At 65.0% G+C, this 12,873-nt stretch carries 9 protein-coding genes; 8 read left to right on the forward strand and 1 reads right to left on the reverse strand.

The annotated features are described in order from the left end of the window. Positions 1–9: 9 nt before the first annotated feature. From ccmE to QFZ88_RS22635, 8 genes are all read left to right on the forward strand, one after another. Entirely contained in the window at positions 10–453 is a 444-nt protein-coding gene (gene ccmE, locus QFZ88_RS22600) for a cytochrome c maturation protein CcmE (protein WP_024925487.1), read from the forward strand. A gap of 11 nt (positions 454–464) precedes the next feature. Next, on the forward strand, positions 465–2,450 hold the full coding sequence (locus QFZ88_RS22605; protein ID WP_024925486.1) for a heme lyase CcmF/NrfE family subunit: 1,986 nt from the start codon (positions 465–467) through the stop codon (positions 2,448–2,450). A gap of 5 nt (positions 2,451–2,455) precedes the next feature. Beyond that, positions 2,456–2,926 carry a cytochrome c-type biogenesis protein gene (locus tag QFZ88_RS22610; protein WP_373426409.1) on the forward strand — a complete coding sequence of 157 codons (471 nt, stop codon included), beginning with the start codon at positions 2,456–2,458 and terminating at the stop codon, positions 2,924–2,926. A gap of 127 nt (positions 2,927–3,053) precedes the next feature. After that, positions 3,054–4,583: a Do family serine endopeptidase gene (locus QFZ88_RS22615; protein ID WP_024925484.1), complete on the forward strand. Its 1,530-nt coding sequence runs from the start codon at positions 3,054–3,056 to the stop codon at positions 4,581–4,583. Between the two features lie 190 nt (positions 4,584–4,773). Next, positions 4,774–5,448, forward strand: coding sequence for a response regulator transcription factor (locus QFZ88_RS22620; RefSeq protein ID WP_024925483.1), 675 nt, complete (start codon positions 4,774–4,776; stop codon positions 5,446–5,448). Between the two features lie 6 nt (positions 5,449–5,454). Continuing rightward, positions 5,455–6,912, forward strand: a complete 1,458-nt coding sequence (locus QFZ88_RS22625; RefSeq protein ID WP_024925482.1) for a sensor histidine kinase — start codon at positions 5,455–5,457, stop codon at positions 6,910–6,912. A gap of 15 nt (positions 6,913–6,927) precedes the next feature. Next, positions 6,928–9,894 carry a bifunctional [glutamine synthetase] adenylyltransferase/[glutamine synthetase]-adenylyl-L-tyrosine phosphorylase gene (locus QFZ88_RS22630; protein WP_137901063.1) on the forward strand — a complete coding sequence of 989 codons (2,967 nt, stop codon included), beginning with the start codon at positions 6,928–6,930 and terminating at the stop codon, positions 9,892–9,894. Between the two features lie 62 nt (positions 9,895–9,956). Continuing rightward, a complete protein-coding gene (locus tag QFZ88_RS22635; RefSeq protein ID WP_024925480.1) occupies positions 9,957–10,406 on the forward strand; it encodes an EF-hand domain-containing protein in 450 nt (149 codons plus the stop codon). A gap of 70 nt (positions 10,407–10,476) precedes the next feature. On the opposite strand, the gene QFZ88_RS22640 is transcribed toward QFZ88_RS22635, so the two are convergent. Continuing rightward, positions 10,477–12,795, reverse strand: a complete 2,319-nt coding sequence (locus QFZ88_RS22640; protein WP_024925479.1) for a PAS domain-containing sensor histidine kinase — start codon at positions 12,793–12,795, stop codon at positions 10,477–10,479. Positions 12,796–12,873: the final 78 nt, after the last annotated feature.

A 12,873-nucleotide genomic window follows, 5' to 3' on the forward strand; every position in this document is an offset into this window, starting at 1 on the left:
AACGGGATCATGACACGCAAGCAGAAAAGGCTGTCGGTGATCGTGGCGGGGCTGGGTTTCCTGGCGCTGGCCGCCGGCTTGACCTTCTATGCGCTCGGTCAGAAGGCGTCCTATTTCTACATGCCTGCCGATATCGCCGCCGCCAATCTGGCGCCCGGCCAGCGCATCCGGCTGGGCGGGCTGGTGGAGAAGGGCACGATCCTGCGCGGGCAGGGGACGACGGTTTCCTTCGCGGTGACCGACACGCACAATTCGGTCAAGGTCACCTATACCGGCATCCTGCCCGACCTGTTTCGCGAGGAGCAGGGCGTCATCACCGAAGGCGCGTTTGGTCCGGATGGCACTTTCGTGGCCGACAGCGTGCTGGCCAAGCACGACGAGCGCTACATGCCCAAGGAAGTCGCCGACGGGCTGAAGGCCAAGGGCGTGTGGCAGGAGACGAAGAGTGAATAGCGGACGCCGCCATGGTTGAGATCGGTCACTTCGCCCTCGTACTCGCCTTCGCGCTGGCGCTGGTGCAGACCGTGGTGCCGCTGGTGGGCGCTCGCGCCGGCAATGAGCGCATGATGGCCGTAGGCGGTCCGACCGCGATCACCGGCTTCGCGCTGACCGCGCTGTCTTTCGCCGCATTGGTGTCGGCCTATGCCGGTTCCGATTTCTCGGTGGTCAATGTCTGGGAGAATTCGCATTCCCTGCAGCCGATGATCTACAAGATCACCGGAAGCTGGGGCAATCACGAAGGCTCCATGCTTTTGTGGGTGCTCATCCTCACCTTCTTCGGCGCGCTGGTCGCGGCCTTCGGAAGCAATCTGCCGGCGACGCTGAAAGCCAATGTGCTTGCCGTGCAGGGTTCGATCGGCACCGCCTTTTTCCTGTTCATCCTGACCACGTCCAATCCCTTCGCGCGGCTGTCGCCGGCGCCGGTGGAAGGGCGCGATCTCAATCCTATCCTGCAGGATCTCGGCCTCGCCATTCATCCGCCGCTGCTCTATCTCGGCTATGTCGGCTTCTCGATCTGCTTCTCCTTCTCGGTCGCCGCGCTGATCGACGGACGCATCGATGCCGCCTGGGCGCGCTGGGTGCGGCCGTGGACGCTGGTCGCCTGGATTTTCCTGACCGGCGGCATCGCCATGGGCTCTTACTGGGCCTATTACGAACTGGGCTGGGGTGGTTTCTGGTTCTGGGACCCGGTCGAGAACGCTTCCTTCATGCCGTGGCTGGCCGGCACGGCGCTGCTGCATTCGGCCATCGTGATGGAAAAGCGTTCGGCGCTGAAAATCTGGACGCTGCTGCTCGCTATCCTCACCTTCTCGCTGTCGTTGCTGGGCACCTTCCTGGTGCGTTCGGGCGTGCTCACCTCCGTGCATGCCTTCGCCACCGACCCTTCGCGCGGCGTCTTCATCCTGTGCATCCTTTTGTTCTTTATCGGCGGGTCTCTGGCGCTGTTTGCCCTGCGCGCCGCTTCGCTGACGGCCGGCGGGCTGTTCCAGCCGATTTCGCGCGAGGGCGCGCTGGTTCTCAACAATTTGTTCCTGACCACGGCGGCGGCCACCGTCCTGGTCGGCACGCTCTATCCGTTGGGGCTGGAGGCGCTTACCGGCGACAAAATCTCGGTCGGCGCACCGTTCTTCAACCTGACCTTCGGCCTTTTGATGCTGCCGCTGCTGTTGTTGGTGCCGTTCGGCCCGCTGCTGGCCTGGAAGCGCGGCGATATTCTGGCCGCCGCCCAGCGTTTGATGGCCGCCTTTGGCGCGGCGCTGCTGGCAGCGATTGTCACGCTCGTTTTCATCGACGGCAGTTCCGCCCTTGCCGCGCTCGGCGCCGGCCTGTCCTTCTGGCTCATCATGGGCGCGCTGACCGATCTCGCCGCCAAATCCGGCTTCGGTTCGGTGACATTCCCGATCATGCTGCGCCGCTTTGCCGGCCTGCCCCGTTCGGTGTTCGGCACGGCGCTCGCCCATGCCGGCCTCGGCATCACGCTGATCGGTATTGTCGGCACACTGGGGTTCGGCAGCGAGCATATTCTGACGATGCGTCCGCAGGAGACCGTCGAGATCGCCGGCCGTGTCGTGCACTTCGACGGCCTGATGCCGATGAAGGGACCGAACTACAGCGAGGATCGCGCCCGCTTCGAACTCATCGGCGCGAACGGCCAGGTGACGGGCGAAATCAGCTCGGCCAAGCGATTCTACCCGGCGCGCCAGATGCCGACTACCGAGTCCGGCATCAAGACGATCGGCTTCAACCAGCTCTACATCTCGCTGGGCGATGAGGCTGCGGACGGCTCGGTTGTCGTGCGCATCTGGTGGAAACCGCTGGTGACGCTGATCTGGCTGGGCGGGGTGGTGATGATGGCGGGCGGCACCGTGTCGCTGGCCGACCGCCGCCTGCGCGTCGGCGCGCCTGCCAAACGCAAGGCCAAGACCGTGCCTGCCGGAAGTCTGTCGTGAAGCCCGTGGCCGGCATCGTTCGTTCGCTGGCGGCATGCGTGCTGGTGCTCGGCGTTCTGGCATCCGGCACTGCCCTTGCGGTGAAGCCGGACGAGGTTCTGTCCGATCCCGCGCTCGAGGCTCGCGCCCGTGCGTTGTCGTCCGGCCTGCGCTGCATGGTCTGCCAGAACCAGTCGATCGACGAATCCGACGCGGACCTCGCGCGCGACCTGCGCATCCTGGTGCGCGACCGGCTGAAGGCGGGCGACAGCGACGGGCAGGTGATCGATTATGTCGTGTCGCGCTACGGCGAGTTCGTCCTTCTGAAACCCCGTTTCGAATGGCGCAACGCCTTGCTGTGGGGGGCGCCGGTGCTGCTGCTGGTCGTCGGCGGCGCCTTCATGGTGCGCGCCGCGCGCCGCCGCAAAGCGCCCGAGACCGCAGCCCTGTCCGACGAAGAAAAGGCCAGGCTGGACGCCATCCTGAAGCAGGATTGAAGCGTCGGGCAACCGCCCAAGATTACCAAAATTTCATGCACCGGAAATGGCGCCGTAATGTCGGCGATCTTATTCCTTTTGTTCGAAGGGTGCTTTTGGCACCTGCGTGCAAAAGGACAACAGACCGATGACTGCTTCCCCCATTTCCTCCCGCACCCGCTCGCGCCTGACTGCTGCCGCTGCTTCCGTGGCCATCGCCGGCGCGATCGGCTTCGTCGCCGTGACCACCGGCACCGCCCCCGTGATGGCCGAGGCCGTGCGCGTCCAGGCTCCCCAGGTTGCGGGTTTTGCCGACCTCGTCGAGAAGGTCTCGCCGGCGGTCGTCTCCGTTCAGGTCAAGGCCAAGGTTCAGCCCGCTGCAGACGACGGCCAGGCGAGCCCGTTCGACGGTCCGGACTTCTTCCAGGACAACCCGCAGCTGAAGCGCTTCTTCAAGGAATTCCGCGGTCCCGACGGCCAGGGCGGCCGCCGCTTCCAGCACCGCGATAACCCCAATCGCGAACCGCGCCCGGTGGCGCAGGGCTCCGGCTTCTTCATTTCCGAAGACGGCTACATCGTCACCAACAACCATGTTGTCGATGGCGGCAGCGCCTTCACCGTCGTCATGAAGGACGGCAAGGAGCTTGACGCCAAGCTGGTCGGAACCGACCCGCGCACCGACCTCGCCGTGCTCAAGGTCGACGGCGGCGGACAGAAATTCACCTATGTCGACTTCGCCGACGATGCCAAGACCCGCGTCGGCGACTGGGTCGTGGCCGTCGGCAACCCGTTCGGCCTCGGCGGCACCGTGACCGCCGGCATCGTCTCGGCCCGTGGCCGCGACATCGGCGCCGGCCCGTATGACGACTTCATCCAGATCGACGCCCCGGTCAACCGCGGCAACTCGGGTGGCCCGACCTTCGACCTCAACGGCCAGGTGGTCGGCATCAACACCGCCATCTTCTCGCCCTCGGGCGGCAGCGTCGGCATCGCTTTCGACATTCCGGCCTCCACCGCCAAGAATGTGGTGCAGGTTCTGATGAAGGGCGGATCGATCGAGCGCGGATGGCTCGGCGTCGAAATCCAGCCGGTCACCTCCGACATCGCCGAATCGCTCGGCCTGAAGGGTGAAAAGGGCGCGCTGGTCGCTGGTTCGCAGGACAACAGCCCGGCCAAGAAGGCGGGCATCGTTGCCGGCGACGTCATCACCCAGGTCGACGGCAAGTCGGTCGAGACGACCAAGGATCTGGCCCGCACCATCGGCAACTACCAGCCCGGCAAGTCCGTCGACGTCACCGTCTGGCGCGGCGGCAAGGAACAGTCCATCAAGGTCGATCTCGGCACCCTGCCGAAGAACGACAAGATGGCCTCGGCCGAACAGCAGTCGGCGCCGGCCAAGGACCACAATTCGCTGACCGACCTCGGTCTTACCGTCACCAAGTCCGAGGACGGCAAGGGTCTGGTTGTCACCGAGGTCGATCCCGACAGCGATGCCGCCGACCGTGGCATCCAGGCCGGCGACGTGATCACCGCGATCAACTCGCAGGAAGTCACCGCGGCGTCCGACATCAGCAAGGCGATGACCGACGCCCAGAAGGCCGGCCGCAAGCAGGTGCTGGTGCAGATCACCCGCAACGACAACAACCGCTTCATCACCTTGCCGGTCGCCAAGGGCTGATAGTCTTCCGTTTTCCGATGCGGCGGTTTCCACACCCCCGGATCGCCGCAAAGGAAACCTGGTCGGAACAGTCTGTCAGTCTTCGGTGTCCGACCTCGGCGGCAGCGGGCCTCGTCGCCCGCTGCCGCAAAACTTTAGGGATGTTGCAATGACTGCCGCCAGAGCGTCCGAAATTGCGTATAACGATCCCATGAAGATTCTCATCATCGAGGATGATCGGGAGGCCGCCGACTATCTGGAGAAGGCGTTCACCGAGGCGGGTCATACCGCCCATGTCGCCGGCGACGGCGAGACCGGTTTTGCGCTCGCCGATTCCGGCGAATACGACGTCATGGTGGTGGATCGCCTGTTGCCGCGCCGCGACGGGCTGTCGGTGATCGCCGGCTTGCGCTCGCGCGGCAATGCCACCCCGGTCCTCATCCTTTCCGCGCTCGGCGAGGTCGACGATCGTGTCACCGGTCTGCGCGCCGGCGGCGACGACTATCTGACCAAGCCCTACGCCTTTTCCGAACTGCTCGCCCGCGTCGAGGTGCTGAACCGCCGCGCCGGCGCGAAGGAGACCGAGACGGTCTATCGCACCGGCGATCTCGAGCTCGACCGTCTGTCCCATTCCGTCAAGCGAGCGGGCAAGGAAATCGTGCTGCAGCCGCGCGAGTTTCGGCTGCTTGAATATCTGATGCGCCATGCCGGCCAGGTGGTGACGCGCACCATGCTCCTGGAAAATGTCTGGGACTATCATTTTGATCCGCAGACCAATGTCATCGACGTGCATGTGTCGCGGCTGCGCGGCAAGATCGAAAAGGGTTTCGAGAAGCCCATCCTGCACACCATCCGCGGCGCCGGCTACATGCTGAAGAGCGGCTAGCTGCCTATGGCGCTGACCTTACCGGCCATCATGAGGACGACGGCGGCGCGGCTCTCCGCGCTGTATCTGTTGCTGTTCGCGCTCTGCGCCATGCTTCTGGTCTTCTACATGACCTCGCTGTCGGCGCGCATGCTGACCTCGCAGACGCAGGAGACCATCAACGAGGAAGCGCTGGGCCTTGCCCGCGCCTATCAGCGCGGCGGCCTGCCTTTCCTGGTGCGCACCGTGGAGCGACGCTCGCGGGCGCCGGGCGCCAATCTCTACATGATCGCCGATCCGAACGGACAGATCCTGACCGGCAACGTCCAGAGCATCGAACCCGGCGTGATTGCCCGCGAAGGCTGGACCGAATTGCCGTTCTCCTACGAACGCTACGGCGAGACCGGTGGTGAGCAGTCGCAGGCGGCGGGTGACAGCAGCCATCCTGCTGCCCAGGCCAAGCAGAGCAAGGGGCACAACGCCATTGCGCTGGTGGTGCGCCTGCCCAACCAGATGATTCTTTTGGTCGGCCGCGACATGGGCGAGCCGGAGCAGTTCCGCTCCGTCGTGCGGCGCGCGCTCATGCTGACGCTCGGCATGATGGGGCTGGGTGGCCTGGCGATCTGGTTCTTCGTCGGCCATGCCGCACTAAAACGCATCGACAACGTCTCGGAGGCGAGCCGGCGCATCATGGGCGGCGACCTCACCGGCCGCCTGCCGGTTACCGGTGCCGGCGACGAGTTCGACCGCTTGTCGGAAAACCTCAACGCCATGCTGGCCCGCATCGCCACGCTCAACGAAGGGCTGAAGCAGGTCTCCGACAACATCGCCCATGACCTCAAGACACCGCTGACCAGGCTGCGCAACCGGGCCGAGGCCGTGCTGTCCGGCAAACACAGCGCCGCCGACTACAAGGCGGCGCTGGAGGGCACGATCACCGAGTCCGACCAGCTCATCAAAACCTTCAACGCCATCCTGATGATCTCCAGGCTGGAGGCGGGTTATTCGTCCGAGAACGTCACGCAGGTCGATCTCGCCGCCGCCGTGCGCGACGTCGTCGAGCTCTACGAGCCCGTGGCGGAGGAGGCCGGCGTGATGATCGAGGCAGGGCTGACCGGACCCTATCTGGTCGACGGCAATCGCGAGCTCGTCGGGCAGGCATTATCGAACATCGTTGACAACGCCATCAAATATTCGACCGACGCGACCGCCAAGCCGGTCGTCAAGGTTTCGCTCGAACGCGTCGCCGGCAAGATCATGCTGTCAGTGGCCGACAACGGCCAGGGCATACCGGACGACGCCGACCGGGCGCGGGCCACCGAGCGTTTCGTGCGTCTTGAGAAGAGCCGTTCGCAGCCGGGCTCGGGGCTGGGGCTCAGTCTCGCCAAGGCAATCATGAAATTCCACAAGGGCACCCTTGATCTTAAACCCGCCGATCCCGGACTATGCGTCGTCATGAGCTTTCCCGCGCGGGAAGGTTTCTAGGGGAGAGACGGAATGATGGCAGTCGCGGCGGGCAAGGAAAAGACCAAGGCATTGTGGCGGTTGGAGCCGAAGGCGCGGCTTTCGCCGCTGGATGCCCGGCACGCGCAAGACGAGCTGGCCGACGTTGCCGCCGCTGCAGCCGAGGACGAGCTGCCGCGTCTCGCCCGGTTCCTGTCCGCCAAGGGGCCTGTGCAGGATTTCCTTGCCGCCGTTTTCGACCTTTCTCCCTTCCTGCGCGATCTCGCCCGGCGGCGGCCGCAGATACTCGACGCGCTGTTCGATGAAACCGTCGAGGAGCGGCTCGCGGCGATCGGGCAGGCGATTGCTATGGCTCCCCGTGCCGAGGGCGTTTCGGAACAGAGCCTGATGATGGAGCTTCGCCAGTTCAAGGCGGAGGCGCATTTCCTGATCGCGCTTGCCGAGCTCGCCGGCGTCTCTGAAACGGTGCTCACCGTTCGCCGCCTTTCCAGCCTGGCCGATGCCTCGATCCGCGCTGCGGTCGATTTCCTGCTGCGCGACGCGCATGGGCAGGGCAAGCTGAAGCTGGTCGATCCCGAGAACCCGACGCTGAAATCCGGCTGGGTCCTGCTCGGCATGGGCAAGCTCGGCGCCAACGAGTTGAATTTCTCGTCCGATATCGATCTGGTTGTTTTCTTCGACCCCTTCGCGCCGGCGGTGATCGATCCGCTGGACGCCACGGAACTGTTTTCGCGGCTCACCCGCCGCCTTGTCCGCATCCTGCAGGACCGTACCGAACACGGTTATGTCTTCCGCACCGATCTCAGGCTGCGTCCTGATCCGGGCTCGACGCCGCTGGCCATCCCGGTCGAGGCGGCGCTCAATTATTACGAGGGCAGGGGCCAGAACTGGGAACGCGCCGCCATGATCAAGGCGCGGCCGGTTGCCGGCGACATTGCGGCCGGCGAAGCCTTCCTCAAGGAACTGCAGCCCTATGTCTGGCGCAAATACATGGATTACGCGGCGATCGCCGATGTCCATTCGATCAAACGCCAGATCCATGCGCATAAGGGCCATGGCGAGGTGGCCGTGAAGGGCCACAACGTCAAGCTCGGCCGCGGTGGCATCCGCGAGATAGAATTCTTCGTGCAGACCCAGCAGCTGATCGCTGGCGGCCGTTTTCCGGAACTGCGCGGTCGCGAGACCGTGCCGATGCTGGGCGAACTGGCCGGGCGCAACTGGATCACCGCCGAGGCGCGCGACGTGCTGGCCAACCAGTACTGGTTCCTGCGCCGGGTCGAGCACGCCGTGCAGATGGTGGCCGACGAACAGACCCATATGCTGCCGGAGGACGACGAGGGGCTGGAGCGCATCGCCCGCATGCTGGCTTACAAGGACGCCGAGACCTTCGCCGCAGCCTTTCGCGCCGCGTTGCTACAGGTCGAGGGTCATTACGCCGCTTTGTTCGAGGCGGCGCCGGAGCTTTCGGCCGGCGTCGGCAACCTCGTCTTCACCGGCGATGTCGACGACCCCGACACCTTGCAGACCTTGCATCGCCTGGGCTTCCAGCGCCCGAGCGACATTTGCCGCGTCATCCGCACCTGGCATTTCGGCCGCTACAGGGTGACGCGCTCGGCCGAAGCGCGTGAGCGGTTGACCGAACTGACGCCGGCGCTACTCGAAGCCTTCGGCAAGACGCGCCGCGCCGACGAGGCGTTGATGCGCTTCGACGAGTTTCTCTCCGGCCTGCCCGCCGGCATCCAGCTTTTCTCGCTGCTGCAGTCCAATCCCGGCCTGCTGCGGCTGATGGCGACCATCATGGGCGCGGCACCGCGGCTGGCTGCCATCATCACGCGCCGTCCACATGTGTTCGACGGGCTGCTCGATCCTGCACTTTTGACCGAACTGCCGAACCGCGCCTATTTGTCTGCCCGGCTTGCCGCCTTCATCGATGGTGACCGCGCTTATGAGGACGTGCTCGACCGGTTGCGCATCTTCGCCGCCGAGCAGAAATTCCTGATCGGGGTGCGCCTGCTGGCCGGCTCCATCGACGCCACGCGCGCCGGCCGCGCCTTCTCCGACCTCGCCGACCTCACCATCGGCGCGGCACTCGAAGCGGTCAGCGCCGAATTCGCGCAACGTCATGGCCGCATCGCCGGCGGGCGCGTCGCTTTGCTCGGCATGGGCAAACTCGGCAGCCGCGAACTGACCGCCGGCTCCGATGTCGACCTGATCCTGCTCTACGATCACGACGAGGATGCCGAGGATTCCGATGGCGAGCGGCCGCTGGCGCCGTCGCACTACTTTGCGCGCATGACACAGCGCCTGATCGCCGCCGTCTCGGCGCCGACAGCCGAGGGTGTGCTCTATGAACTCGACCTCAGGTTACGCCCGTCCGGCAATAAGGGGCCGGTGGCGACCCATGTCGGTTCGTTCCGCAAATACCAGCGCCAGGAGGCCTGGACCTGGGAACAGATGGCGCTGACCCGCGCCCGCGCCATCGCCGGCGATGCCTCGCTGGGAGCGGAGCTCGAAGCGGAAGTGGCCGCGATCCTGGCTTTGCCGCGGGATGCCGCCAAGGTGCGTGCCGATGCCGGCGAAATGCGCAAGCTGATCGAAGAGGAGAAGCCGGCGCACGATCTGTGGGACATCAAGCTCATTCCGGGCGGGTTGATCGATCTCGAATTCATCGCGCAGGTGGCGACGATCACCGGCCGCCTCACCGGTGCCGAACGCACGCCGGGCACCGCCGAGACGCTGGCGCGGCTGGCGCCCGACTATGCCGATGCGACCACGACGCGCGAGCTCTGCGACGCATATTCGCTCTATTTGTCGGTTACCCAGATGATCAGGTTGTGCCTCACCAGCGCCTTCGACAAGAACGATGTGCCGCCCGGTCTGGCCGACCTTCTTCTGGCAGCAACCGATCTGCCGGATTTCGGGGTGCTGGAAGCGCACCTCAAGGAGACGTCGCAAAAGGTGCGGAAGGATTTCGACCTTTTGCTGCGTGGGAAGCGGTCATGAGGCACTGACACCTCGCGCCCCTTCCCGAAGCATCGGGGGTAACGATGCAACAGGAGATACCGATGAGAAAATCGACAAAACTGGCATTTGCGTTCGTGGCCCTGGCCGGTGTGGTTGGCACGGCCGCTTATGCGCAGGAAAAGGGCGACGGCATGCGCGACGGTGTCCGCATGCGTCTGCAGAAGGCGTTGAAGGATAACGACGGCGGCATCACTTTCGACCAGTTCGAGGCGGCGATGAACCCGCAACTGACGAAGATCCTCGCCGACAATGGCGGCAAGGTCACCGTTGAACAGCTTGCCGCGGCGCTCGAAAAAGCCCGCTTCGAGCAGATGGCCAAGCGCATCATCTCCCGCTACGACACTAAGGGTGATGGCGTCCTGACCCAGGAAGATGTCACTGCCCGCCAGAAGAAGGTCTTCGCGCTGCTCGACAAGAACAACGACGGCAAGATCGAGAAGAACGAATTGCCGAAGGGTGGCCGCGGCCACCGCCTCGAAGGCGCGGAGTAAGCGCGGTCGATGAAGCGAGCACGCCGGCGACGGAAGTCGCCGGCCATTGCCTGACGGGCATTGCGGAAAGTTAGGCCGCCGCCTTCACCGGCTGCTGCGCCTTGCGGATCGGGATGCGCACCGAAACGATGGTGCCGGTTCCTTCCGTGGAGCGGATCTTCAACGCGCCGCCATGCAGTTCGGCCAGCGAGCGCGAGATGGCGAGCCCGAGACCGGAACCGGTGTGGTTCTTGGAAAACTGGTTCTGCACCTGTTCGAACGGCCGGCCGAGCTTGCCAAGCGCCGTCTTCGGAATGCCGCAGCCATTGTCCTCGATGGTCAGCGTCAGCGCGCCCGACGCATTGCGCGCCCTGACCACGATATGCCCGCCCTGGCCGGTGAACTTGACGGCGTTGGACAGGAGATTGATGACGATCTGCTTGATGGCGCGGCGGTCGGCCACCAGCGTCAGGCTGTCGGCGATGCGCGTTTCCACGGTGATCGACTTCTGCGCGGCCTGCAGCGACACCACCCGCACCGTTTCGCTGATCAGCGGGTTGAGATCGATCTCCTCGCGGTCGATCGAGAACTGGCCGGCCTCGATCTTCGACATGTCGAGAATGTCGTTGATGACGCCGAGCAGATATTTGCCGGACGAATTGATGTCGGTGGCATATTCGTCGTAGCGCGACGAGCCGAGCGGCCCGAACAGCCCCTGTTCCATCAGCTCCGAGAAGCCGATGATAGCGTTGAGCGGCGTGCGCAGCTCATGCGACATGTTGGCCAGGAACTCCGACTTGGCCTGGTTCGCGGCCTCGGCGCGGTCCTTCTCGCGGATGTATTTGCGGTTCAGCTCCACCAGTTCGCGGGCGCGCTCTTCTTCGGCGCGGCGGGCGAGACTGAGGTCGTGGATCGTCGCCATCAACCGGCGCTCGCTGTCCATCAGCTTGTCCTGATGCTGCTTGATCTGGGTGATGTCCGAGCCGACCGAGACGGTGCCGCCGTCGCGGGTCTTCAATTCGTTCACCTGCAGCCAGCGGCCGTCGCCAAGCTGCCGCTCGATGCTCACGCCGCCATTCGGACCGTTGGTGTTGGCCAGCCGCCGCTCCGAGGCGAAGGCCAGCATGCGTTCCTCGATCTCGGTGCGCTCGGTGCCGGGCATGACGCTGCGGTCCGACAGGCCGTTGTCGTACTGGAACTTGGAATTGCACATCACCAGCCGCTCGGCCGCATCCCACAGCACGAAGGATTCGTTGATGTTCTCGATCGCGGTGCGCAGGCGCAGGTCCGCGGCCTCCGAGCGCAGTGCCAGATGGCGCTGCTCGGTGACGTCGACGGCAATGCCGATGAGCTGGATTTCGGGCGCGTCCGGGTCCATCACCTGCGCCCTGGCGCGCATCCACACCCATTGGCCATTGGCATGGCGCATGCGGAAGACCTGGTCGATCTGGTCGATTTCGCGGGCGACGATGCGTTCGGCCAGTTCGAACAGATTGCCGTCCTCGGGATGGATGATCTCGTCGACCTCGCCGAAGGACAGCATCGTCTCGCAGGGCTCGTAGCCCAGCATGTCGTACATCGAGCGCGACCAGTACATCTTGCCGCGCACCATGTCCCAGTCCCACAAGCCGCAACGGCCCCTGACCAGCGCCATGTCGATGCGCTGCAGCGATTCTGCCAGGATGCGGTCGGCGCTCTTAGCGCGCGTCACCTGGCAGAAATAGGCGTAGAGCACGACGAGCAGCACGCCGGCGGTCAGCACGAACAGCGTCACATTGAGCGAGACGGCCTTGCGCCATTCGACGAAGACGGCGTCCTGCGGCACCAGCACGGCGGCGGCGCCCTTGCCATCGGGTCTCAGATCGACGGCGGCGTACCAGTTCTGCTCGCCGATCTGCACGTCGAGCACGCCGGCGCGTTCGCCGAACAGGAACAGAGGCTGTCCGCCGGACACGACCGTATCCAGCGCGCGGCCCTGCCAGCGCGTCGATTTGGGCGATACCGCCAGCACCTTGAAGTTCCGGTCGGTCAGCGCCAGCACATGGTCGGGGCTGAGCGAGCCCTGGCGCACGGCCTCTTCGATCAGGTCCTGCGGGTCGCTGGCGCCGCTAGCCGGACCGGACTTCGCCAGTTCGCCGGCTGCGAGTGTCAGGATCGCCTTGGCGTTGCGGTCGATCTCGTCGTGCCAGTTCATCAGCGACAGGCAGCGCAGGCCGGCGATGGCAATGAGAAACAGGATGATGAGCGAGGGGATCAGCCGGCGCAGAACCGGCTCGGCGGCGAGCAACTGGCCGTAGGTCGGAGCAGAGATGAGCCGGGCATTGCCTGCGAAGGCGCCACCGCGTCGCGATTGCCCGCGCCGCTCAAAAGCTGTCCGTCCGGGCGCGCGCAACGCGTCCGCCTTGGCCATTGACTGGCTCTCCCCAAAAACCCCGATGATGACCCGGTTACACCGCACTTCCGAATCGTCACTAAAGAATCAAAGGTG

This window comes from Mesorhizobium sp. YL-MeA3-2017 (assembly GCF_030814575.1).
In the GTDB taxonomy this organism is placed as follows: domain Bacteria; phylum Pseudomonadota; class Alphaproteobacteria; order Rhizobiales; family Rhizobiaceae; genus Mesorhizobium; species Mesorhizobium terrae.

Excerpts from the sequence above, each read along its gene's own strand:
- QFZ88_RS22640 (WP_024925479.1), bottom strand. The coding sequence starts at position 12,795 with ATGGCCAAGGCGGACGCGTTGCGCGCGCCCGGACGGACAGCTTTTGAG.
- QFZ88_RS22625 (WP_024925482.1), top strand. The coding sequence starts at position 5,455 with ATGGCGCTGACCTTACCGGCCATCATGAGGACGACGGCGGCGCGGCTC.
- QFZ88_RS22620 (WP_024925483.1), top strand. The coding sequence starts at position 4,774 with ATGAAGATTCTCATCATCGAGGATGATCGGGAGGCCGCCGACTATCTG.
- ccmE (WP_024925487.1), top strand. The coding sequence starts at position 10 with ATGACACGCAAGCAGAAAAGGCTGTCGGTGATCGTGGCGGGGCTGGGT.
- QFZ88_RS22605 (WP_024925486.1), top strand. The coding sequence starts at position 465 with ATGGTTGAGATCGGTCACTTCGCCCTCGTACTCGCCTTCGCGCTGGCG.
- QFZ88_RS22630 (WP_137901063.1), top strand. The coding sequence starts at position 6,928 with ATGGCAGTCGCGGCGGGCAAGGAAAAGACCAAGGCATTGTGGCGGTTG.
- QFZ88_RS22615 (WP_024925484.1), top strand. The coding sequence starts at position 3,054 with ATGACTGCTTCCCCCATTTCCTCCCGCACCCGCTCGCGCCTGACTGCT.
- QFZ88_RS22635 (WP_024925480.1), top strand. The coding sequence starts at position 9,957 with ATGAGAAAATCGACAAAACTGGCATTTGCGTTCGTGGCCCTGGCCGGT.